This is a genomic window from Dechloromonas sp. HYN0024, assembly GCF_003441615.1.
Lineage (GTDB): Bacteria > Pseudomonadota > Gammaproteobacteria > Burkholderiales > Rhodocyclaceae > Azonexus.
The window spans coordinates 371,493-393,889 of sequence record NZ_CP031842.1 but is presented as its reverse complement, the minus strand read 5'-3'; the positions used below and the strand labels follow the sequence as shown (position 1 = coordinate 393,889).

Genomic DNA, 22,397 nt, shown 5'->3' with positions numbered 1-22,397 from the left:
CTGATGGATATCAAAGCCCGCCCCGACCAGCCCCGGAACAATGGCCACTCTCCCGGATACCCGCCATGACCACTACCACCCCCCTCGCGGTACCAGTGCCCCGCTTCCGAATTCCCGGCAACAAGGGAATCTGGGCCGGCATTAGCTGCGAGTTCGTCGAGTTCTCGGTGCTCTTTGCGGTTTACTTCATCGCCCGTGCACATTTTCCCGAGGCTTTCCACGACGGAGCACAACGCCTTTCGGTGACCGCCGGCACCGTGATCACCCTGCTCATGATCACCAGCAGCTATTTCATTGCCTGTTCGGTGAACGCCATCCGCCAGGACCAGCATCGGGCCGCCATCATCTGGCTTGTCAGGGGCCTCGCCGTCGCCCTGGGCTACCCCCTGACCAAGGCACTCGAAATCAGCTGGAACCTGGCCAACGGCATCAACGGCGAATCGGGGATTTTTTTCACGGTCTACTACTACCTGACGTTCACCCATCTCGTACACGCCACCTGGGGCATTCTTGGCATCCTCTGGGTGCTTGCCCGGCTGAGTTTTCGCGGTTATTCATCGGACGACCATGCCGGGCTGGAAGCCCTGGCCTGCTACTGGCACGCCACCGACATCATCTGGCTGGTCATCTTCCCGATGTTTTACGTGCTGGCCTGAGCATGAACACCAAAACCGACCACTTCTCCCGCCTGACCGCCGCCTGGCTTACGCTGGTCGGCCTGACGCTGGCCAGCCTCGGTCTCAGCGAATGGTTCCGCGCTGCTCCCTGGCTGCCGCTGCTGGTCGCCGCCATCATCTGGATCAAGGGGGCGCTGGTGGCCCGTTGCTTCCTCGAATCGCCAGTTGCCCACCCGTTTATCGCCGGCATCCTCAGAACATTCATCGCCCTTGCCCCGATCGCCCTGATCGCCACCGCCTTTTTCGGCGGCACGCTGGCCCGCTGGGCCACGCTCTAAGCGCACCTGACCGGTTTTAATTTTGTTCAAAAGGCGCGGTACGCGTTTACCCCTATTGCACGATGTGAATTTTGTTTTTACAATGCGAAACGTGACTAAGGGAAAGTACGGACTCGCGAAGCACGCAGGAACCAGCTAAAGTTGTTTTGCTCAACAGGCAAAACAGAATGACATTCAATCCAGGAGACAAACCATGGCCGAACAACCGAATAATTTGCCTGACCCCGCCGACGTCGATCCGCAGGAAACCAAGGAATGGATAGACGCTCTGGAAGGCGTCATCACCCAGGAAGGCGCTGACCGCGCCCATTACCTGATCGAGAAGCTGATCGGACAAGCCCGCGAAGACGGCATTGATCTGCCCTACTCGGCCAACACCGAATACATCAACACCATTCCGGCCGATCAGCAGCCCAAGTACCCGGGCAACGCCGACATGGAAATCAAGATTCACAGCTACATCCGCTGGAACGCCATGGCCATGGTCGTGCGCGCCAACAAGGACACCAACGTCGGCGGCCACATTGCCTCCTTCGCTTCGGCCGCCGCGCTCTACGACGTAGGCTTTTCGCATTTCTGGCGCAGCATCAACGACCCCTCCGGTGGCGACCTCATCTTCTTCCAGGGCCATTCCGTACCGGGCGTCTATTCACGCGCCTTCATGCTCGGCCGCCTGAGCGAAGAGCAGATGGACAATTTCCGTCAGGAAACCGACGGCAAGGGCATTTCGTCCTACCCGCATCCGTGGCTGATGCCGGACTTCTGGCAGTTCCCGACCGTTTCCATGGGCCTCGGCCCGATCCAGGCCATCTATCAGGCCCGCTTCATGAAGTACCTCGACTCGCGCGGACTGGCCAAGGCCAATGATCGCAAGGTCTGGGCCTTCCTCGGCGACGGCGAGACCGACGAAGTCGAATCGCTCGGCGCCATCGGTATGGCCGGGCGCGAAAAGCTCGACAACCTGATTTTCGTCATCAACTGCAACCTGCAGCGCCTTGACGGCCCGGTGCGCGGCAACGGCAAGATCATCCAGGAACTCGAATCCGAATTCCGCGGTGCCGGCTGGAACGTCATCAAGCTGGTCTGGGGCACGCATTGGGATGCCCTGTTCCAGCGCGACAAGAAGGGCATCCTCAAGAAGCGCATGATGGAACTGGTCGATGGCCAGTACCAGACCTTCAAGGCCAAGAATGGCGCCTATGTCCGCGAACATTTCTTCAACACGCCGGAACTGCGCGAACTGGTCGCCGACTGGACCGACGATGAAGTCTGGGCGCTGAACCGTGGCGGCCACGACATTTTCAAGATTTTTGCCGCCTACGACCGCGCCATCAAGACCAAGGGCGCACCGACCCTGATTCTGGCCAAGACCATCAAGGGTTTCGGCATGGGCCAGGCCGGTGAAGCGATGAACACCTCGCACCAGCAGAAGAAAATGGACAAGGACCAGATCGGCCGCTTCCGCGACCGTTTCAACCTGCCTGTGCCGGACGACCAGCTGGAAGCCCTGCCCTACCTGAAATTTGCTGAAGACTCCCCGGAATACCAGTACATGCGCCAGCGCCGCATGGACCTCGGCGGTTTCCTGCCGCAGCGCCGCCGCAAGGCCGACCCGCTCGCCGTACCGTCACTTGATACCTTTGCCGCCCTGTTGAAAGCCTCCGGCGAAGGCCGCGAATTGTCTACGACGATGGCCATCGTCCGCATCATGAACATGATGCTGAAGGACAAGAATGTCGGCAAGAACGTCGTGCCCATCGTGCCGGACGAGTCCCGCACCTTCGGCATGGAAGGCATGTTCCGCTCGGTCGGCATCTGGAACCAGGAAGGCCAGAACTATGTGCCGGAAGACCATGACCAGCTGATGTTCTACAAGGAATCGAAGACCGGTCAGGTATTGCAGGAAGGCATCAACGAATCCGGCGCAATGAGCGACTGGATCGCCGCCGCCACTTCGTATTCCGTCCATAACGTCCAGACCATTCCGTTCTACATCTGCTACTCGATGTTCGGCATGCAGCGCGTCCTCGACCTCTGCTGGGCGGCTGGTGACCAGCGCGCCCGCGGCTTCCTGATCGGCGGCACGGCCGGGCGCACGACGCTCAACGGCGAAGGCCTGCAACATGAAGACGGCCACAGCCTGATCCTGTCGAACCTGATCCCGAACTGCATCTCGTACGACCCGACCTTCCAGTACGAAGTCGCTGTCGTCACGCAGGACGGCATGCGCCGCATGTTCGCCGAGCAGGAAGACGTCTTCTATTACCTGACGGTGATGAACGAGAACTACGAGCACCCGGAAATGCCGGTCGGTGCCGAAGCCGATATCATCAAGGGCATGTACGCCTTCAAGAAGGGGGCTGAATCGAAGGGACCGCGCGTCCAGCTGCTTGGCTCCGGCACCATCTTCCGCGAAGTCATCGCCGCCGCCGACCTGCTCAAACAGGACTGGGGTGTCGAGTCCGACCTCTGGGGTTGCCCGAGCATGAACGAACTGGCCCGCAACGGTATCGATACCCAGCGCTGGAACATGCTGCACCCGCTGGAAGAGCCGAAGCTGTCGCATGTCGAAGAGAAGCTGGCCGGCGCCAAAGGACCGGTCATTGCGGCAACCGACTACATCAAGCTGTTCTCCGAGCAGATCCGCCCCTTCGTCAAGGCACCGTACGTCACGCTGGGCACCGACGGCTTCGGCCGCTCCGACACCCGCGAGAAGCTGCGCCACCACTTCGAGGTCGATCGTCACTGGGTCACGCTGGCTGCCCTCAAGGCACTGGCCGACACCGGTGAAATCAAGCGCGAAGTTGTCGCCGCTGCCCTGGTCAAGTACAACCTTGACCCGAACAAGCCGAATCCGCTGAGCGTTTAAGGGAGAGACAACATGAGCCAAATCATTGAAGTCAAAGTCCCCGATATCGGCGATTTCGAAAGCGTTCCGGTCATCGAACTGTTTGTGAAGGTGGGCGACCACATCAAGGTCGACGAAGCCATTGTCACCCTCGAATCCGACAAGGCGACGATGGATGTCCCCTCAACGGTTGAGGGCGTCGTCAAGGAAGTCCTCGTTGCCCTTGGCACCAAGGTTGGCGAAGGTGCACTGCTGATCAAGGTTGAAGCTGGCGGTGCCGCTGCGGCGGCGCCTGCCCCTGCCACCCAGGCTGCTGCTCCGGCGCCGGCTCCCGCCGCCGCCCCGGTCGCAGCCGCCCCCGCTGCCGGTGGTGGCGTCGTAGAGGTGAAGGTGCCGGACATTGGCGATTTCGCCGAAGTCCCGGTCATCGAGCTTTACGTCAAGGTCGGCGACAGCATCAAGGTCGACGACGCGATTGCCACGCTGGAATCCGACAAGGCGACGATGGATGTCCCGTCCACAGTCGCTGGCACGGTCAAGGAAGTCCTCGTCCAGCTCGGTTCCAAGGTTGGTGAAGGCACGGTCCTGATCAAGGTGGAAACCGGCGCTTCTGCCCCGGCCGCCGCTGTTCAAGCTGCCGCCCCGGCGCCTGTGGCTGCTGCCGCACCGGTTTCTGCGCCGGCCGCAGCCGCCCCGGCGGCACTGGCTCCGACCCTGGCCGCCGGTGCCAAGGTGCATGCTTCGCCGTCGGTCCGGGCCTATGCCCGCGAACTCGGCGTCGATCTCAACAAGGTACCGGCCACCGGCCCGAAGAACCGCATCGTCAAGGAAGACCTGACCAAGTACGTCAAGGGCGTCATGTCGGGCGCCATTGCCGGTCCGGTCGCGGCGACGGGTGGTGGGGTCACGGGCGGTGGTTCGCTCGATCTGCTGCCCTGGCCGAAGGTTGATTTCGCCAAGTTCGGCGAGATCGAGGTCAAGCCGCTGTCGCGCATCAAGAAGATTTCCGGCCAGAACCTGTCGCGCAACTGGGTCATGATCCCGGCCGTGACCTATCACGAAGATGCCGACATCACCGACATCGAAGCCTTCCGCGTGCTGCTCAACAAGGAAAACGAAAAGGGTGGCGGTGCCAAGCTGACCATGCTCGCTTTCCTCATGAAGGCCTGCGTCAAGGGCCTGCAGAAGTTCCCGGAATTCAACTCCTCGCTCGATGGCGACAATCTGGTGCTGAAGAAGTATTTCAACATCGGTTTCGCGGCCGACACGCCGAATGGCCTGGTCGTCCCCGTCGTCAAGAATGTGGACAAGAAGTCGGTCTTCGAACTGGCGCAGGAATCCGGCGATCTCGCCAAGCAGGCGCGTGACGGCAAGCTCAAGCCGGCCGACATGTCCGGTGCCTGCTTCACGATTTCCAGCCTGGGCGGCATCGGTGGCACCTACTTCGCACCCATCGTCAATGCGCCGGAAGTCGCCATTCTCGGGGTCAACAAGTCGGCCATGAAGCCGGTCTGGGACGGCAAGCAGTTCGTCCCCCGCCTCACCCTGCCGCTCTCGCTGACCGCTGACCACCGCGTCATCGACGGCGCGCTGGCGACCCGCTTCAACGTCTATATCGCGCAGTTGCTGGCCGACTTCCGTCGCGTCGCGCTGTAAAGGGGAGAACACCATGAGCAATCTGGTAGAAGTCAAAGTCCCCGATATTGGCGATTTCGCCGAAGTGCCGATCATCGACCTCTTCGTCAAGGTCGGCGACAGCATCAAGGTGGATGACGCGATCTGCACGCTGGAGTCCGACAAGGCGACGATGGATGTACCGTCGCCGGTCGCTGGCGTAGTCAAGGAAGTGCTCGTTCAACTTGGCGCCAAAGTGGCCGAAGGCAGCCTGCTGATCAAGGTCGAAGCGGGCGCTGCGGCGACCGCCCCGGCCCCGCAGGCCGCTGCTCCTGCAGCCACCGCCGCACCGGTCGCGGCCCCCGTCGCCGGCAGCCATGCCGGCGGTGCCGACATCGAGTGCGAAATGCTCGTGCTCGGCGCGGGCCCTGGTGGCTATTCCGCCGCTTTCCGCTCGGCCGACCTCGGTATGAAGACGGTCATCGTCGAGCGTTACGCGACGCTGGGCGGAGTCTGTCTCAACGTCGGCTGCATTCCGTCCAAGGCCCTGCTCCACGTTGCGGCGGTCATGGAAGAAGCTGAACACGCCAATGATCTCGGCGTCACCTTTGCTGCCCCGACGGTCGATATCGACAAGCTGCGTGCCCACAAGGACAAGGTCGTTGGCAAGCTGACCGGCGGTCTGGCCGGCATGGCCAAGGGCCGCAAGGTTGAAATCGTGCGCGGCTTCGGCACTTTCATTGACCCGCATCACATCGAAGTCGAAGAAACAACTGGCACCGGCCAGGACAAGACTGGCAGCAAGAAGGTCATCAAGTTCCAGAAATGCATCATTGCCGCAGGTTCGGCCGCCATGCACCTGCCTTTCATTCCGAAGGACCCGCGCATTGTCGATTCGACCGGGGCGCTGGAACTGCGCTTCGTGCCCAAGAAGATGCTGGTCATCGGCGGCGGCATCATCGGCCTGGAAATGGCCACGGTCTATTCGACCCTGGGCGCCAAGGTCGATGTCGTCGAAATGATGGACGGCCTGATGCAAGGCCCCGACCGCGACGCAGTCAAGGTCTGGGAAAAGCAGAACGCCAAGCGTTTCGACAAGATCATGCTGAAGACCAAGACGGTCGCCGTCGATGCCAAGGAGGACGGCCTTTACGTCACCTTTGAAGGCGAAGGCGTCTCGTCCGAGCCAGTCAAGTACGACATGATACTGCAAGCTGCCGGCCGTACGCCGAACGGCAACAAGATCGGGGCCGACAAGGCTGGCGTTGCGGTCACCGACCGTGGCTTTATCAACGTCGATGCCCAGATGCGGACCAACGTGCCGCACATCTTCGCCATCGGCGATCTGGTCGGCCAGCCGATGCTCGCCCACAAGGCAGTGCATGAGTCGCACGTCGCCGCCGAAGCGGCAGCCGGTCAGAAATCAGCCTTTGATGCCTCGGTCATCCCGAGTGTCGCCTACACCCATCCCGAAGTGGCCTGGGTCGGCGTCACCGAAGACCAGGCCAAGAAGGAAGGGCGCAAGATCGAAGCCGCCAAGTTCCCCTGGGCGGCCTCCGGTCGGGCCATCGCCAACGGCGCCGATTACGGCTTCACCAAGCTGATATTCGATGCCGAAACGCATCGCGTCATCGGCGGGGCGATTGTCGGCCCCAACGCTGGCGACATGATCGGCGAAGTCTGTCTGGCCATTGAAATGGGCTGTGACTCGGTCGATATCGGCAAGACCATCCACCCCCACCCGACGCTCGGCGAAACGGTCGGCATGGCGGCGGAAGTCGCCCACGGCACCTGTACCGACGTACCGGCACCGCGCAAGAAATAAGGCGTTCAATCGCGGCAAGACAAAAAGGGCGACGGTTCAACCGTCGCCCTTTTTTTACCGTCCGCTCAGACCGGAATAATCGCCGGCAGAGTCCTTAGCGTTGGCTTTTGCTGATCCGCGCTGTTTTAGCGACGGACATGCTCACGTTCGCGACCTTCACCCTCATTGTGCTCGTACGCCGGCCTGGCCATCAGTAATAGCTGACCGCCTTCGACCAACTCGGCGTCAGCCGAAAACCCGGCGACGCTGCCGTTGTACTTGGTGTGATTTTGGGCAACGAAGAGGCTATAGATCTTGTCATCATTTTCGTGGCCGAGAATCTCCGTCACATCGACGACGCCGGAAGCTTCTTCGTCCTTGGTATAAGCACCAGGGCGATTGATGTCACCGAAAAGGACCGGATCAAAGCCGGCAATTTTGGTCAGGCTTCCATTTTTCGGGCTGAAGATCCAGACCTTGCCGTTGTGCTGGTTATTGCCGACATCTTCCAGCAAGGTGAGCGTGCCGTCGTCATTGACCGAGATATTGTCAAACATCTGGTAATCGCCCTTGGCCGATGTGCCATCAAGCAACATCTCGATTTTTCCGCCCAGTTCCGGCTTGGCAGAATCGTCGAAAGTCAGCGCCCAAAGGCGTGAACGGCCAATCTGACCCAGTGCTATGTCAACATTGCCGTTTCCGTCCTTGGCTGCGTCCATCTGATCGGTCGTCACAAAATAGAATCGGTTGTGGTTCTCGTTGTCCCAGGCGCCATCTTCCGGACGGAGGAACTTGGTGCTGGCACCATTGGCAATATCAGCCCCGGCAACCAGCGAGAAGGTTCCTTCATAGTTGCCACGTTTGTTCACCGTCAGGCCAAGGCCGGCATCGGCCGCACGCGTCTCGGGCAGGTTGCCGGCGACTGCCACGCGATAGACGACGCCTCCCACCAAGCCAGCTTTCTCGACATCATTACCGGTATTTTTCTTGTCGCCCGCATAAACGTAAACACCATTGGTACCGCCATCAGCCGTACCAATTACCACTGTCCGGTCACCCGAATGCGGGTTGGCCAAGAGGTTTTCCCAAGCCCCGTGAGCTGTTTCGGTCCACGGCAGCACGTAGCTGCTGCCCTTGTCCGGACCGGTTGCAACGTGAGCCAGGCCACGCTGGTAAGTCGGCGCAGATTCTTCGCCGTTGAGGAAGATGCGTTGCTTGGTGCCCTTGCGCGTTGCCTTATTGAAAAATGCACTTTTTGCCGCCAGATCGGCCGAGCAGAAGCGCGAAAACGAACTGCCCTGACCGGCCACGCCTGTCGCCTGCACCGCCCCCCAGCTACCATCCGTAGCCTGCCGGTACACCCGCTGGATAAGATCGCCACCAGACACAACCTCGAGCGTCTTCTTGTTGATGACCCACTCTGAAACAAACGCACCCTTGCCGCCATGCGCACGAACGACACCCGCCGGATCGGCGATTTCATGGTTCATCAGAACGGTGAAAGTGCCGTCCTCGTTGTCGTAGGCACCGAGGCCATCGGGCAACCCGACCATGCGGTAATTTCCGACTCTTTCACCAACGGCCAGAAGGGAAGTGATGGTGACATTTGGAACCAGCGAATGCACGTACGGAGCAACGGCTGTGCTCGGTCCCTGCTCGGCCATCACAGGTGCTGCCACGGCGATCAGAGCGGCATTGAGCAGCACGACTAATGTTTTCAACTTCATGGATAAACTCCTGATTGACTGGGGTTATTCGTTCACACGGGCGACCTTTGTCCTGACTCACGGCCAGCTAGGCAACAGGCCCTTCCAGACTAGTCACCTGACATTACAAGGACATGAACCTTTCGTTTCCGCTCGGCAATCCGAGCCACGCTCATGGTCAATACACCCATCCAGAGCATCGCCACTAACCGCCGCCCATGGAGAAACCCCAGCGCGTTGGCGCAACGCCATGACCTCTGATGAATGTTAGGTCCCGCCGTAAAAAAAGCGGAACAGGCACATGCCACGGTAAACTGGCGGCAGCTTCGGGCGCCGGCACATTTGTCGCCCTTCTTATTTCCCAGTCTGGACCATGACCGCCCATCCGCAACTCCCCCGCCGCTCACCCGAAGAGCAAATCCGTCTCGAAGCATCGCTGCGCGACGTGTTCGAGCACAAGCTCTGCTTCAACGAACTGCTAGGCTTCAAGGTCGAATCACTGGACCCGACCGCACCACAAATCAGCTTCATGATGCGCAAGGAACTGATCGGGCATTTCCTGCACGGCCGATTGCACGGCGGCGTCATCGCCACAGTGCTCGATACCGTCGGGGGGCTCGCGGCAACCGTCGCCATTGCCGAAAAATTCAATGATGAAACCACCGAGCAGGTCGCCCATCGCTTCGGCCGTATCGGCACCATCGACCTGCGCACCGACTTCCTGCGTCAGGGCATTGGCAAAAAATTTACGGCCACCGGACGGATTACCCGTCTCGGCGGCCGTATCGCCTCGGTGCAGATGACGCTGGAGAATGAAACCGGCCTGCTCATCGCCACCGGAAGCGCCTCCTACGTCATCAGCTGATCAGAGGATCGGCACACCCTGCTGCTCACCACGTTCGTACACCACGTTGGCGCGACCGACGATGAGCGGGTCAAGATTGCCGATCCGACCGGTATCCTTGTTGTTGTAGGGCAGCTTGTGCAGGACGTAGCGCATGGCATTGAGCCGCGCCCGCTTCTTGCAGTTCGACTTGATCACCGTCCACGGCGCATCGGCGGTATCGGTATGGAAGAACATCGCCTCCTTGGCTTTGGTGTAGTCGGCCCACTTGTCGAGCGAGGCCATGTCGATTGGTGACAATTTCCACTGCTTGAGCGGATGCACCTTGCGCTCGCCGAAACGGCGGCGCTGCTCCTCGCGGCTGACCGAAAACCAGAACTTGATGAGGTGGGTGCCGTTACGGGCGAGCATGCGCTCGAACTCGGGGGCCTGACGCACGAATTCCGAATACTCCTGATCGGAGCAGAAACCCATCACCCGCTCGACGCCGGCACGGTTGTACCAGGAGCGGTCGAACAGCACGATCTCGCCATTGGTTGGCAGGTGCTGGACGTAGCGCTGGAAATACCACTGACCACGTTCGATCTCGCTCGGCTTTTCCAGGGCCACGACGCGTGCGCCGCGAGGATTGAGATGTTCCATGAAACGTTTGATGGTGCCGCCCTTACCCGCCGCATCGCGACCTTCAAAGAGGATGACAACCTTCTGCCCGGTTTCCTTGACCCAGGCCTGCAACTTGAGCAACTCGACCTGCAGGCGGTATTTCTGCCGCTCGTAGTTCTTGCGCTGCATGAGGTTCTTGTAGGGATAACCGCCATCGCGCCAATCCTTGGCCAGTTCTTCATCAGGACTGGCCGGCAACTCCTCGACAACCCCTCCCTGTTGCTTGAGCAAGCCCCTGAGCAAGGCGACCGACTCTTCCGGCGGCATCCCGGCGATGACATCGCGCATGGCGCCCATTTTTGATTCCTGGGCACCATCGACTGCGGCTCGTACGGTAAAGCCTTCAATGCCCTTGTCGCTGAGGTCCGGCGCCACATCGCCGCTCGCCACCTGGCGCCGCCGAGCCGCACGCGGTACCGGCTTGGCCGTTTCTGCCGCCATCTTGGGTCGCGCTGTCGTTGTTTTTTTAGGGGTGACCATATCTCTCTCCATCCGTCGATGCAAAGAGGCTATTTCACGGCAAAGCTGTCGCCTTGTCTAGTCCAGCATTTCGACCGGAATGACTGAGCGCAGAACGGTCTGCGTCTCTCCTCGGCGAACACGGTTGCTCAGCCACCACAAGGCACCTTTCTTGATGCTCCAGTCAGACTCATGGCCGGCCAGCAACAGCGATGCCATGCGACCTAGCGAGGGCTGGTGTCCGACAATCAGGACGGCTCCCTGGGCATTGGGCCAACCCGAGGCGGCGATCAGTTCCGAAACACAGGCCTCCGGGCCAATCTTGCGAACTGTCTCGAAGGGCAGCTTGAGGGCTTCCACCGTCTGCTGGGTTCGCACCGATGGGCTGGCAATGATGCGCAGCTCCTTGGGCTGATGCGCCAGAATCCAGGCCGCCATGGTGCGCGCCTGCTTTTCGCCACGCGCCGTCAGACGCCGCTTCATATCGTCGTCGCCGTCTTCCGCTTCAGCATGACGCCAGAGCAGCAGTTCCATGATCGCCCCCTCCCGAAAAGCCGGCAGTATGCCCATCGATTGTTACCGCCTGATGGCAACAATGGATTTCATCATCGCATAGCGGGCACATCGTTTGCTGGCAATGCGCCCAGAATTTCGGGCTGCGTAGCTTTCGCCGATACTGGCCCAGCCTTTCAAAAAGTAAAATAAACGGCAACCCGCGATGGTTGCCGTTTTTACTTGTCGCAATGGATGCGACTATTTGCCCTTCAAGGCCTTCTTGGGATAAATGTCGTAACGGCTCGACTTCCCTTCCAGGACGTAGCCCGGTGACTGGCCTTCAATATTGGGGGCCTTGCGCGGCCGCTTGACGACGACGCGATGCGTCGCCAATTCCAGGGCTGCCTGCAGCAGTTGCGGCGCATCGTCGTCAGCCCCGACCAGCGGACGAAACATTCGCATTTCCTTTTTGACCAGCGAGCTCTTGTCGCGGTGCGGGAACATCGGATCAAGATAGATGACCTGCGGCGGCTCTTCAGCCCATGCCCTGAACAGTTGAACCGCGTTACCCTGGCGCAGCTGCATGCGTTCAATGATCACCCCGACGTCCGGGTCACCAAGGGCGCGGCCCAGACCGTCGGCGAGCAAGGCGGCGATCAACGGATGGCGCTCGATCAGGGTAACCGGGCACCCCAACTGGGCCAGCAGGAAGGCATCGCGGCCCAGACCGGCGGTGGCGTCGACAATGACGGGCCGGACACCGGGTTGAATGCCGACCGCCTTGGCAATCATCTGGCCGCTGCCGCCGCCGTGCAGACGACGATGGGCGACCGCCCCCTCGAGAAAATCGACCCGCACCGGACCCGCGGCATCCTGCCCCAGTTCCTGCAATTGCCAGCCGCCCGCGCCCAGCTGCAAGGCAAACTCGGCATCGCCGGCAAGCGGCAGACCAAGGGTATCTGCCATCGCCAAAGCCCGATCTGCAAGCTCCGGTGCCAGCGCCTCGATGCGGACGTTTGCTGCAGCGTTCAAAACAGACCTCAGATGGCAGGCGTTTCGATACCGGAAGGCAGGGCGACAGACGACGGATCAATCACATCATCCTGACCGGCGCCGTCCTCGGCCTTGCCAGCCAGTTTCTGGCGTCGCTTTTCTTCCTGTTTGGCCTTCTTGGCGAGATCTCTTTGGCGCTTTTCGAACTGGTAGTTTGGTTTGGCCAAGAGGCCTCCTCTCGTCGCCAACATGGCGGGAAACAAAATGAAAAAGTCTGCTCCGATGATATACGCAGATACCCGGCAAAAATACGTTTCCCCAATGCAAAACGCCAACCGGGTTAGGGCTGGCGTTTTGCATGAAACCTGGTGGCCAATCGCGGAATCGAACCACGGACACGCGGATTTTCAATCCGCTGCTCTACCAACTGAGCTAATTGGCCAAACGAGGGCGCATTATAGCGATGTCACCCGACCTCTGCAACCTTCCAGAGCCGTTTTTGCGGACTCAGGTGCCGATTGGGGGCGACTGGCGGTAAAGTTCTGAAAAATCATCCGGGGGCGGTGGGGGTGGGACCGGCGGATACCAGGCGACAAAGCTCACCTGGGCCAACGCACCGCGTGTGTGAGGATTGGGCCGCAGGCTAGCGCGGGTATCGTGCTGCATGGCGATTTCCTGAACGATGGCGAGCCCCAACCCACTGCCTTCGGTCGACGCATCATCGACCCGATAAAAACGTTCGAAGACCAGTTCGGCTTGTTCCTCGCTGATACCAACGCCGTCATCCTCGACTTCGAGCAGCACGGCGCCCGATCTCATGACCACCCGACAGGTAACGTGCCCGCCACTGGGGGTATAGCGCAGGGCATTGTCGAGGAGGTTTTTGGCCAGCTCCCTTAACAGGAAGGCATTGCCGACAATCATCGCCGAGTGGTCGGACTCGAAGCCGAGGTCGATGTCTTTTTCAATAGCCACCGGCACCCAGTCGGTGACCACATCGCGAATAAGTACGACGAGGTCGAGCGGCTCGTGTTTTTGCTGCGCCGCCTCCCCCCCCTCCGTCCGGGCCAGCGTCAGCAGCTGGTTGATCAGCCGCCCGGCCCGATCCACCCCGGTGGCAATCTGGTGCAAGGCATGGCGCAAGGCCGCCGGATCGGTTTCCCGGATGGCAAATTGGGCCTGCGTCTTGAGCCCGGTGAGGGGGGTACGCATCTGGTGGGCTGCATCAGCAACGAATCGTTGCTGGGCGGAGACACTGCGCTTCATGCGCTCGAGCATGGCATTGAAGGCTTCGACCAGTGGCTCAAGCTCTTCGGGCACGCGTCGCGTGCCAATCGGCGACAGGTCATCCGGCTCACGGGCCTCGATGGTCTGGCGCAGGCGGGTCAGTGGGCGCAGGCCGCGCGACAGGCCGAACCAGACGAGCATGACGGCGAGGGGAATGATGATGAACTGCGGCAGGATCACGCTGGCAACAATCTTGTTGGCAAGCTGACTGCGCTTTTCGGTGGTTTCGCCGACTTCGATGATGATCCACTGCGACTTGGCCATTTGCGGCTCGGCCAGGTAGGTATAGGCGAGGCGTAGATCCTGTCCCTTGAAATCGGCATCGCGCATATAGACTTCACCGGGCACGATCGAGTCGTCGGGAGACGATGCCGAAACGGGGAGATCCTTGTCGCCGGCGAGAAGTTTGCCGCTGCCCGAGACCACATGGAAATAAACACTATCGGTTTCATCGGCCCGCAACATGGCCCGGGCCGAAGCGGGCAAGGACAGCAAGGGTTTGCCATCGACCAGCTTGACCTGGCGGGCGATGGCCGTGACATGCTCACGGAGCGCCTGGTCGTAGGGATAGTTGGCGACGTTGTTGGCGAAGTAATGGGTGAAGGCTATGCTGAGCGGCCAGACGAAGAGCAGAGGCGCGAGCATCCAGTCGAGAATCTCGCCAAACAGCGAGCGCTCGGTTTCGGACACCTGCGGTGGTGGGCTACTCGCCCTGTGGTCGCTCAAGGCAGTAACCCAGTCCGCGAACGGTAGCGATCTTCACGCCGCCCGTTTCAATCTTCTTGCGCAAGCGATGTACATAGACCTCGATGGCATTGTGACTGACCTCTTCACCCCAGCCACAGAGATGATCGACTAGTTGATCCTTGCTGACCAGGCGGCCCATGCGACTGAGCAGGACTTCGAGCAGACCAACCTCGCGGGCTGACAGTTCGAGCGTTTCGCCATTGACCAGCGCCACCCGGCCAACCTGATCGTAGGTCAGCGCGCCACACTGGATGGTGGGCGAAGTCCCGGCCGAACGGCGGGTCAGGGCGCGAACCCGGGCCTCGAGTTCGGGCAGCTCGAAGGGCTTGACCATATAGTCATCGGCACCGAGATCAAGACCTTTGACCCGGTCCCCGGTACCGTCGAGCGCCGTCAGGATAAGTACCGGCAACTGTGAATTACGGGCCCGAATGCGTTTGAGCACCTCAAGGCCGGAGAGCTTCGGCAAGCCAAGGTCGAGAATGAGAAGATCGTAGGACACCGTCAACAGGGCGTTGTCGGCGTCGAGTCCGTTGGCGGCCCAGTCCACGGCGTAGCCGCCCTGCCGCAGCGACCGGGCAAGCCCATCGGCAATAATGGTGTCGTCTTCTGCAATAAGAATGCGCATCTTTTCCTGCCCCTCTGCCGGCGTAAGATTTCTGTAAGCCTGTCGCACTATTCTGCGCGGGCTGTTCTCCTTTTATGGTCTTTGGAGTATGCGGTACTACCGCTACTCAGGGGGTTGTCCGACCTGCACTGGACGGCCCCCTACCGTTTTTTCCCCCTCGCCCAAGCCCCGTAGTCTATCAAATAATCTACCCTGCGAATTCCGCAGCGCACAAGCTCGTCCACGCTTTCAGAATCCCGGCACGAGCACAGAGTGACAAAGTGCCGCCTGAGCAAACTCAGGACGAAAAAAAGCCCGGGCGAACCCGGGCTTTTTACTGACGACTGCTCGTCTGATCTTAGTGACCGCTGGCGCCAGAAGCACCCAGACCGGTTTCCGAACGCAGTTGCTGCGACGGGTACAGGGCACGTTCCTTCTGGGCCTGAGCCGAGTTGTCCAGAATGGACACCAGCCAGATCGTGAAGAACGCGGCAGACATCGAGAAGATGGCAGCAGAGTTGTACGGGAACCAAGCGGAGCCCTTCGGGTTGCCCATAACAGCTTCCCAGACCGAGGCAGAGCCGACGGTCAGGACAGCAGCCATAACCAGACCGACGAAGCCACCGACCACAGCGCCACGCGTCGTGCAGTTCTTCCACAGCACGGACATGAAGAGCACCGGGAAGTTCGAGGAACAGGCGATGGTGAAGGCCAGCATCACCATGTAGGCAACGTTTTCCTTCTCGAAGGCAATACCGAGAACCATGGCCAGAATGCCCAGGAAGATCGTGGCGATCTTGGAGACGCGCAGTTCCTGCTCGGACGAGCAGCCCTTGTTGAACACCGAAGCGTACAGGTCATGCGACACGGCAGAAGCGCCGGACAGGGTCAGACCAGCAACCACAGCCAGAATCGTTGCGAAGGCAACAGCGGAGATGAAGCCGAGGAACAGGTCACCACCAACTGCCTTGGCCAGATGCACAGCAGCCATGTTGCCGCCGCCCTTCAGACCCTTGGCGATTTCGCCGCCGATGTAGAAGTCACCCGGGTTGGCGATCAGGTTGGTGATAGCGCCGAAACCGATGATGAAGGTCAGGATGTAGAAGTAACCGATCCAGGTGGTAGCCCAGGCAACCGACTTGCGTGCTTCCTTGGCGTTCGGCACGGTGAAGAAGCGCATCAGGATGTGCGGCAGGCCAGCGGTACCGAACATCAGTGCCATACCGACGGAGATGGCAGAGATCGGATCCTTGATCAGCGCGCCCGGACCCATGATGGCATCCTTCTTGGTGTGCATTTCAACAGCCTTGGTGAACAGGGCTTCCGGCGAGAAACCGAACTGCAGCAGCACGGACACGGCCATGAAGGTCGCACCGGACAGGAGCATGACGGCCTTGATGATCTGCACCCAGGTCGTTGCGGTCATACCGCCGAAGAGCACGTACATCAGCATCACGACGCCGACGAGGATTTCTGCGTACATGTATTCCATGCCGAAGAGCACCTTGATCAGCTGACCAGCACCGACCATCTGCGCAATCATGTAGAAAGCGACGATAACCAGGGAAGCCGAAGCTGCGAAGATACGGACCGGGGTCTGGGCGAAACGGTAGGAAGCCACGTCAGCGAACGTGAACTTGCCGAGGTTGCGCAGACGCTCAGCCATCAGGAAGGTGATGACCGGCCAGCCGACCAGCCAGCCGATCGAGAAGATCAGGCCGTCAAAGCCGTTGGCAAAAACGAGACCGGAAATACCCAGGAACGAGGCCGCAGACATGTAGTCGCCAGCGATGGCAAGGCCGTTCTGGAAGCCGGTGATACCGCCACCGCCGGTGTAGAAGTCAGCCGCCGACTTGGTCTTGGAAGCTGCCCACTTGGTGATGTAGAGCGTGCCGCCGACGAAGATGGCGAACATGGCGATGGCCGTCCAGTTGGTAGCCTGCTTGGCGGTCTGACCGAGGTCAGCACCAGCCGCGATGGCACCACCGGCGACAGCCATGGCCAGAAGGCCGAGAAGGATCTTGGAGAATTTGGTCATCTTACTTCTGTGCCTCCTTGATGATGGCTTCGTTGATCGCGTCAAATTCGGTGTTGGCGCGACGAACGTAGACCCAGGTCAGCAGGATGGTGAAGGCGATAACGCCCACGCCGATCGGCACGCCGATGCTCATGGTGTAGCCTTCGCCGATCTTCTGGGCCAGGAACTCTTTGTTGTATGCAACCAAGAGAATGAAGCCGTAGTAAGCAGCGGCGCTTACGATGGCCATAATGATGGAGTAGGTGCTGCGCATGGCAACAAACTCCAGGAATTTCGGATTAGCTGTAACCCGATCCAGTGTGTCTTGCATTGATTTGCTCCTCAGATTTTGTTTATAGAGGCATTGCTGCGAAGCGTAATTTAGGCGCAGCGTCTTACAGCTAACTTACAGACAGTTACAAAAGTCATAACGCACATCAAAGCAAATTTGCTCGACCAGTAAAAGCGGGGCCAAAATGCAAAAAGCCCCGAACCAGGCGGGGCTTTTGAAGGCGCAATGGCCGACCGGGAGATTACATCCCCATGCCGCCCATGCCACCCATGCCGCCCATACCACCCATGTCGGGCATGCCGCCGGCCGGCTTGTCTTCAGCCAGTTCGGCCACCATGCATTCGGTGGTCAGCATCAGGCCGGCCACGGAGGCGGCGTTCTGCAGTGCGGTGCGGGTCACCTTGGTCGGGTCGAGAACGCCCATTTCGACCATGTCGCCGTACTCGCCGGTGGAGGCGTTGTAACCGTAGTTACCCTTGCCACGCTGCACCTTGTCGACCACGACCGACGGCTCGTCGCCGGCGTTCGAGACGATTTCGCGCAGCGGCTGCTCCATGGCGCGCAGGACGATCTTGATACCGGCATCCTGATCGTGGTTGTCACCCTTGAGCTTGCCAACGGCAGCGCGGGCGCGGATCAGGGCAACGCCGCCGCCGGCGACGATACCTTCCTCGACAGCAGCGCGGGTGGCGTGCAGGGCATCTTCAACGCGTGCCTTCTTTTCCTTCATTTCGACTTCGGTGGCGGCACCAACCTTGATGACGGCAACGCCGCCAGCCAGCTTGGCAACACGTTCCTGCAGCTTTTCCTTGTCGTAATCGGAGGTTGCTTCCTCGATCTGGATGCGGATCTGCTTGACGCGGGCTTCGATCGAAGCGGCTTCGCCGGCACCATCGATGATGATGGTGTTTTCCTTGGCGACTTCGATGCGCTTGGCCTGGCCGAGGTCCTTGAGGACAGCCTTTTCCAGCGACAGGCCGGTTTCTTCGGCGATCACGGTACCGCCGGTCAGGATGGCGATGTCTTCGAGCATGGCCTTGCGACGATCACCAAAGCCCGGGGCCTTGACGGCGACGGTCTTGAGGATGCCACGGATGTTGTTCACGACGAGGGTGGCGAGGGCTTCACCATCGACATCTTCAGCGATGATGAGGAGCGGACGGCCGGCCTTGGCGACTTGTTCCAGAATCGGCAGCAGGTCGCGGATGTTGGAAATCTTCTTGTCGTAGAGCAGGACAAACGGGTTTTCCATCAGGGCTTGCTGCTTGTCGCTGTTGTTGATGAAGTAGGGCGACAGATAGCCACGGTCGAACTGCATGCCTTCGACGACGTCGAGTTCGTTGGCCAGGGACTTGCCATCTTCAACGGTGATGACGCCTTCCTTGCCGACCTTTTCCATGGCACGGGCGATGATTTCGCCAATGTCGGAATCGGAGTTGGCGGAGATCGAACCGACCTGGGCGATTTCCTTGGTCGTCGTGCAGGGCTTGGAGAAAGCCTGCAGTTCGGCGATGGTGGCGATCACAGCCTTGTCGATACCGCGCTTGAGGTCCATCGGGTTCATGCCGGCGGCAACGTACTTCATGCCTTCGCGGACGATGGCCTGGGCCAGCACGGTGGCGGTGGTGGTGCCATCACCGGCGATGTCGGAGGTCTTGGAAGCGACTTCCTTGACCATCTGGGCGCCCATGTTGGCGAACTTGTCCTTGAGTTCGATTTCCTTGGCGACGGAAACGCCGTCCTTGGTCACCGTCGGGCCGCCGTAGGAGCGCTCGAGCACGACATTGCGACCCTTGGGGCCGAGGGTAACCTTGACCGCGTCGGCCAGGATGTTGATGCCTTCGACCATGCGGGCGCGGGCGGAATCACCGAATTTGACTTCTTTAGCTGCCATTTATATAGCTCCTGAATATTGATCTGTTGCGTTCGTCGGGGCAGAAATTACTTCTGCAGGACGCCCATGATGTCTTCTTCACGCATGACCAGGACTTCCTGACCATCGACCTTGACGCCTTGACCGGCGTACTTGCCGAACAGCACACGGTCGCCGACCTTGACGTCGAGGGCGATCTGCTTGCCGTTGTCGTCACGCTTGCCCGGGCCGACGGCCAGAACTTCGCCCTGATCCGGCTTTTCGCCAGCGGAATCGGGAATGACGATGCCGGAAGCGGTGGTGCGCTCGGCTTCAATGCGCTTGACGATCACACGGTCGTGCAAAGGACGGATATTCATAAATCAGACTCCTGAAAATGAGTTACAACAAACAAAATTGGCCGGCCGCGCCTGGCGCGGCTTCGGGAACGGAGCGGGCGGATTATTAGCACTCGTCTCCGGTGAGTGCTAATAATAGGGGCGGGACGACGGTATTTCAAGAGCCTCGCGTCAATCAGGCGTAAATAGCCACAACCAACGCCACGCAAGTGATTGAAAAACAGCCTCATTTACACCAAACGGTGCACCACCGCCGACGCCAGCTAAAATGCCGGCATGACCGTTTTGCTCAAGAATCCCTGATGATCACCCGTTGGCTTGCCGCCCTCGTCAGTCTTGCCCTGTCCTTGTCCGCACAGGCCGAAGGGCTCCCGCCTGATGTCCTGAAGGCGTTGAAGGCAGCCCAGATTCCCGCGACCAGCGTCGCCGTCATCGTCCAGCCGGTCGATGCCAGCACCCCGCTCGTCGCCCACAATGCCGGGCAAGCGATGAACCCGGCCTCGGTGATGAAACTGCTCACCACCTATGCGGCGCTCGACCTGCTCGGCCCGGCCTATACCTGGAAGACCAGCGTCTGGACCGAGGCAGCACCGGCAAATGGCGTCCTGAGCGGGAATCTGTATCTGCGCGGCAGCGGCGACCCGCGTTTCGCCATCGAACATCTATGGGCCCTGCTCCGGCAAGTCCAGGTGCGCGGCATTCGGCAGATCAGTGGCGACATCGTCCTCGACCGCAGCATCTTCAATGTCCCGGCCATCGACCCGGGCGCATTCGACGACAAGCCGATGCGCCCCTATAACGTCGGCCCGGATGGCCTGCTCCTTAATTTTCGTGCCCTGCGTTTCACGCTGCTGCCTGACAACGGCAAGCCACGCCTGCTCATGGAAACACCGAGCGAAGGCCTCCGCGTCGACAATCAACTGCGCGCCAGCAGCGGCGAGTGCAGTAGCAACTGGAAGGACCTGATCAGCCTCCGCCTGATCCCGGAAAGCACCGGCCACCGACTCGAATTTACCGGCAGCTACGCGGCGCTATGCGGCGAAAGAACACTCAACCTGTCGCCACTGCCGCCCGAGGCTCAGGTAGACGGACTGCTCCGCGCCCTGTGGAAGGAGCTCGGTGGCACGCTCAACGGACAAGTGCGGGGCGGTAGCGTGCCGCTGGGTGCCAGCCTGCTCGCCCGGCATGAGTCAGCGCCACTGGCCGATGCCGTGCGCGACATCAACAAGTTCAGCAATAACGTCATGGCTCGCCAGGTGTTTCTTACTTTAGGCAGCGCCACCCAGCCAGAGGCACCCTCGGCAGAATCCCCGCCCGCCACCACCGAACGTGCCCGACAGCGCATGACCGACTGGCTGGCCAGTCGCCAGCTGCATTTCTCCGAACTGGTGGTAGACAACGGCTCCGGCCTGTCACGCAGCGAGCGGATCAGCGCCGGCAGCCTCAACCGACTGCTGCTCGACGCCTGGAAAAGCCCGGTCATGCCGGAATTCGTATCCAGCCTGCCGATCGTCGGCATCGACGGCACAATGAAAAAACGCCTGGTCAGCACGGAAGCCAGCGGCCGCGCCCATATCAAGACCGGCACGCTGGATGGCGTCAAGACGGCTGCCGGCTACGCCCTCGACGCCCAGGGCCGACGCTATGCCGTGACGTTCCTGATCAATCACCCGCGCGCCCAGGCCGGCAGCGCAGCTATCGACGCCCTCCTCGTCTGGGTCGCCCAGCGCCGGCTTGGCGAGAAAGTACCGGCACTGGAAAATGAGTGAGCACTCGCCTTTCCCGGCCAATTACCTGAATCAGGCGGGGCTCAACCGGCAACACGTCTTCACGCTCAGCGAGCTTCCGGCCGAGGTCGTAGCCACCCTGGGTGACATTGATGGCTACCGGCAACTGATCCTTATCGGCCATGCTGGTCGGCTCCTGTGGGAATGCGTCAAGGCCAGCGGCATCGAGGGCGAACACCCGATTGATGACTATTCTATGCGGACGGTAGCACGCTGGTTTACCGAGTTTTTGCCCGGCCGGCGCTACACCCTGCTTTATCCCGGCGAAGCCGCCGTCGGTCTACAACAACTTGGGAAGCTGGCCGGCTGGCACCACCCCTCGCCGTTCATGATCGGCATTGATGCCACATGGGGAAGCTGGTTTGCCTACCGCGCCGTCGTCTTGGCCGATACAGATTTTTTGCCATCGCCGCCCGCTGAGCGCCTCAATCCCTGCCAGACCTGCCAGGAAAAGCCCTGCATCACCGCCTGCCCGGCCGGGGCGCTAGCCGATGGCTCTTTTTCCCTGTCGCGCTGTGCCAGCTATCGCCTTCAGCCAGATTCGGTCTGCGCCTACGGCTGTCTCGCCCGCTCAGCCTGCCCGATAGGTAGCGCCTACCGCTACGACGAGGCGCAGATCAGGCACAGCTATTCCCGCTCACTGGCGATGCTGCGCCAGTATTTCTAGCCGATCGGCCGGACGCCAAACAGCGCCAGCCAGCCACGAATGACGCGATAAGAAACCCACAGCCCGAGGATAGCAATCAGTATCCAGGCCAGCGGGATGCCAATGATGGTGATGATCAGCAGGCCATAGATCAGCAGACCGGCAAAGGTGAACCAGAAAGTGCGGATCTGCCAGCGGAAATGGCTTTCCAGCCAGGTGCCATTGACGTCGCTGCGCTTGAGATAATTAAGGAAGACGGCACACAGCGAAGGCAAGCCAAAAACGAAGCCACCAGCCACCGTGGCCGCCGAGGTTAGGCCGACCAACACGGCAATTGCGTGCAGGCCGTAGATAAAATGGGTAAGTTGGACCAGCGAGGGACGGACGCCCTGCAGATCGGCGACGGGAAGGGGTTCCGGCAT

The 22,397-nt window shown here is 60.4% G+C and carries 20 protein-coding genes and 1 tRNA gene; 8 read left to right on the top strand and 13 right to left on the bottom strand.

Annotated elements, in window-relative coordinates:
* The first annotated feature begins 65 nt into the window (after positions 1 to 65).
* The 5 genes from HYN24_RS01965 to lpdA all read left to right on the top strand — a co-directional run bounded on the left by HYN24_RS01965 (position 66) and on the right by lpdA (position 7,242).
* Positions 66 to 656 (top strand): cytochrome c oxidase subunit 3 family protein, encoded by a 591-nt coding sequence (locus HYN24_RS01965; protein WP_117607709.1) that lies wholly within the window; start codon positions 66 to 68, stop codon positions 654 to 656.
* 2 nt (positions 657 to 658) lie between these two features.
* Positions 659 to 955, top strand: a complete 297-nt coding sequence (locus tag HYN24_RS01960) for a hypothetical protein (protein ID WP_117607708.1) — start codon at positions 659 to 661, stop codon at positions 953 to 955.
* Between the two features lie 193 nt (positions 956 to 1,148).
* Entirely contained in the window at positions 1,149 to 3,824 is a 2,676-nt protein-coding gene (gene aceE, locus HYN24_RS01955; RefSeq protein WP_117607707.1) for a pyruvate dehydrogenase (acetyl-transferring), homodimeric type, read from the top strand.
* A gap of 12 nt (positions 3,825 to 3,836) precedes the next feature.
* Entirely contained in the window at positions 3,837 to 5,459 is a 1,623-nt protein-coding gene (aceF, locus tag HYN24_RS01950) for a dihydrolipoyllysine-residue acetyltransferase (RefSeq protein WP_117607706.1), read from the top strand.
* 13 nt (positions 5,460 to 5,472) lie between these two features.
* Entirely contained in the window at positions 5,473 to 7,242 is a 1,770-nt protein-coding gene (gene lpdA / locus HYN24_RS01945; RefSeq protein ID WP_117607705.1) for a dihydrolipoyl dehydrogenase, read from the top strand.
* A 125-nt stretch (positions 7,243 to 7,367) separates the two neighbouring features.
* Here lpdA and HYN24_RS01940 read toward each other — a convergent pair whose 3' ends face one another.
* Complete coding sequence (locus HYN24_RS01940; RefSeq protein ID WP_117607704.1) at positions 7,368 to 8,948, bottom strand: alkaline phosphatase PhoX; 1,581 nt, start codon at positions 8,946 to 8,948, stop codon at positions 7,368 to 7,370.
* Between the two features lie 352 nt (positions 8,949 to 9,300).
* Here HYN24_RS01940 and HYN24_RS01935 point away from each other — a divergent pair, with 352 nt between their 5' ends.
* Complete coding sequence (locus HYN24_RS01935; RefSeq protein ID WP_117607703.1) at positions 9,301 to 9,792, top strand: thioesterase family protein; 492 nt, start codon at positions 9,301 to 9,303, stop codon at positions 9,790 to 9,792.
* On the opposite strand, the gene ppk2 is transcribed toward HYN24_RS01935, so the two are convergent.
* The 11 genes from ppk2 to HYN24_RS01880 all read right to left on the bottom strand — a co-directional run bounded on the left by ppk2 (position 9,793) and on the right by HYN24_RS01880 (position 19,563).
* Positions 9,793 to 10,914 carry a polyphosphate kinase 2 gene (gene ppk2 / locus HYN24_RS01930; RefSeq protein WP_117607702.1) on the bottom strand — a complete coding sequence of 374 codons (1,122 nt, stop codon included), beginning with the start codon at positions 10,912 to 10,914 and terminating at the stop codon, positions 9,793 to 9,795.
* A gap of 57 nt (positions 10,915 to 10,971) precedes the next feature.
* On the bottom strand, positions 10,972 to 11,427 hold the full coding sequence (locus HYN24_RS01925; RefSeq protein WP_117610166.1) for a histidine phosphatase family protein: 456 nt from the start codon (positions 11,425 to 11,427) through the stop codon (positions 10,972 to 10,974).
* Between the two features lie 219 nt (positions 11,428 to 11,646).
* Positions 11,647 to 12,420: a class I SAM-dependent methyltransferase gene (locus HYN24_RS01920; RefSeq protein WP_240327707.1), complete on the bottom strand. Its 774-nt coding sequence runs from the start codon at positions 12,418 to 12,420 to the stop codon at positions 11,647 to 11,649.
* 8 nt (positions 12,421 to 12,428) lie between these two features.
* Positions 12,429 to 12,608, bottom strand: coding sequence for a hypothetical protein (locus HYN24_RS01915; protein ID WP_117607701.1), 180 nt, complete (start codon positions 12,606 to 12,608; stop codon positions 12,429 to 12,431).
* A 139-nt stretch (positions 12,609 to 12,747) separates the two neighbouring features.
* Positions 12,748 to 12,823: transfer RNA gene (locus HYN24_RS01910), tRNA-Phe, on the bottom strand.
* Positions 12,824 to 12,888: 65 nt separating this feature from the next.
* Positions 12,889 to 14,358 carry a sensor histidine kinase gene (locus HYN24_RS01905; RefSeq protein ID WP_240327706.1) on the bottom strand — a complete coding sequence of 490 codons (1,470 nt, stop codon included), beginning with the start codon at positions 14,356 to 14,358 and terminating at the stop codon, positions 12,889 to 12,891.
* A gap of 13 nt (positions 14,359 to 14,371) precedes the next feature.
* Positions 14,372 to 15,043, bottom strand: a complete 672-nt coding sequence (locus HYN24_RS01900) for a response regulator transcription factor (RefSeq protein WP_117607700.1) — start codon at positions 15,041 to 15,043, stop codon at positions 14,372 to 14,374.
* 337 nt (positions 15,044 to 15,380) lie between these two features.
* Positions 15,381 to 17,060, bottom strand: coding sequence for a cation acetate symporter (locus HYN24_RS01895; protein WP_117607699.1), 1,680 nt, complete (start codon positions 17,058 to 17,060; stop codon positions 15,381 to 15,383).
* Position 17,061: 1 nt separating this feature from the next.
* A complete protein-coding gene (locus tag HYN24_RS01890; RefSeq protein WP_117607698.1) occupies positions 17,062 to 17,370 on the bottom strand; it encodes a DUF485 domain-containing protein in 309 nt (102 codons plus the stop codon).
* A gap of 202 nt (positions 17,371 to 17,572) precedes the next feature.
* Positions 17,573 to 19,225, bottom strand: a complete 1,653-nt coding sequence (groL, locus tag HYN24_RS01885) for a chaperonin GroEL (protein ID WP_117607697.1) — start codon at positions 19,223 to 19,225, stop codon at positions 17,573 to 17,575.
* A 47-nt stretch (positions 19,226 to 19,272) separates the two neighbouring features.
* Complete coding sequence (locus HYN24_RS01880) at positions 19,273 to 19,563, bottom strand: co-chaperone GroES (protein WP_117607696.1); 291 nt, start codon at positions 19,561 to 19,563, stop codon at positions 19,273 to 19,275.
* A 281-nt stretch (positions 19,564 to 19,844) separates the two neighbouring features.
* On the opposite strand from HYN24_RS01880, the gene dacB reads away from it, so the two are divergent.
* Both dacB and HYN24_RS01870 read left to right on the top strand, forming a co-directional pair.
* Complete coding sequence (dacB, locus tag HYN24_RS01875) at positions 19,845 to 21,311, top strand: D-alanyl-D-alanine carboxypeptidase/D-alanyl-D-alanine-endopeptidase (RefSeq protein WP_117607695.1); 1,467 nt, start codon at positions 19,845 to 19,847, stop codon at positions 21,309 to 21,311.
* Complete coding sequence (locus HYN24_RS01870; RefSeq protein ID WP_117607694.1) at positions 21,304 to 21,996, top strand: hypothetical protein; 693 nt, start codon at positions 21,304 to 21,306, stop codon at positions 21,994 to 21,996. The genes dacB and HYN24_RS01870 overlap by 8 nt, the downstream gene beginning before the upstream one ends.
* Here the strand turns inward: HYN24_RS01870 and HYN24_RS01865 are convergent.
* Entirely contained in the window at positions 21,993 to 22,397 is a 405-nt protein-coding gene (locus HYN24_RS01865; protein ID WP_117607693.1) for a hypothetical protein, read from the bottom strand. The two genes, HYN24_RS01870 and HYN24_RS01865, sit on opposite strands and share 4 nt — an antisense overlap.

Bases quoted from the DNA above. Each gene is read 5' to 3' on its own strand.
- HYN24_RS01925 (WP_117610166.1), bottom strand. From the start codon at position 11,427: ATGGAACTGCTGCTCTGGCGTCATGCTGAAGCGGAAGACGGCGACGAC.
- HYN24_RS01895 (WP_117607699.1), bottom strand. From the start codon at position 17,060: ATGACCAAATTCTCCAAGATCCTTCTCGGCCTTCTGGCCATGGCTGTC.
- aceF (WP_117607706.1), top strand. From the start codon at position 3,837: ATGAGCCAAATCATTGAAGTCAAAGTCCCCGATATCGGCGATTTCGAA.
- ppk2 (WP_117607702.1), bottom strand. From the start codon at position 10,914: ATGGTCACCCCTAAAAAAACAACGACAGCGCGACCCAAGATGGCGGCA.
- HYN24_RS01890 (WP_117607698.1), bottom strand. From the start codon at position 17,370: ATGCAAGACACACTGGATCGGGTTACAGCTAATCCGAAATTCCTGGAG.
- HYN24_RS01940 (WP_117607704.1), bottom strand. From the start codon at position 8,948: ATGAAGTTGAAAACATTAGTCGTGCTGCTCAATGCCGCTCTGATCGCC.
- lpdA (WP_117607705.1), top strand. From the start codon at position 5,473: ATGAGCAATCTGGTAGAAGTCAAAGTCCCCGATATTGGCGATTTCGCC.
- HYN24_RS01965 (WP_117607709.1), top strand. From the start codon at position 66: ATGACCACTACCACCCCCCTCGCGGTACCAGTGCCCCGCTTCCGAATT.
- HYN24_RS01865 (WP_117607693.1), bottom strand. From the start codon at position 22,397: ATGCCGGAACCCCTTCCCGTCGCCGATCTGCAGGGCGTCCGTCCCTCG.
- dacB (WP_117607695.1), top strand. From the start codon at position 19,845: ATGATCACCCGTTGGCTTGCCGCCCTCGTCAGTCTTGCCCTGTCCTTG.
- aceE (WP_117607707.1), top strand. From the start codon at position 1,149: ATGGCCGAACAACCGAATAATTTGCCTGACCCCGCCGACGTCGATCCG.
- HYN24_RS01935 (WP_117607703.1), top strand. From the start codon at position 9,301: ATGACCGCCCATCCGCAACTCCCCCGCCGCTCACCCGAAGAGCAAATC.
- HYN24_RS01900 (WP_117607700.1), bottom strand. From the start codon at position 15,043: ATGCGCATTCTTATTGCAGAAGACGACACCATTATTGCCGATGGGCTT.
- HYN24_RS01960 (WP_117607708.1), top strand. From the start codon at position 659: ATGAACACCAAAACCGACCACTTCTCCCGCCTGACCGCCGCCTGGCTT.
- HYN24_RS01880 (WP_117607696.1), bottom strand. From the start codon at position 19,563: ATGAATATCCGTCCTTTGCACGACCGTGTGATCGTCAAGCGCATTGAA.
- groL (WP_117607697.1), bottom strand. From the start codon at position 19,225: ATGGCAGCTAAAGAAGTCAAATTCGGTGATTCCGCCCGCGCCCGCATG.
- HYN24_RS01870 (WP_117607694.1), top strand. From the start codon at position 21,304: ATGAGTGAGCACTCGCCTTTCCCGGCCAATTACCTGAATCAGGCGGGG.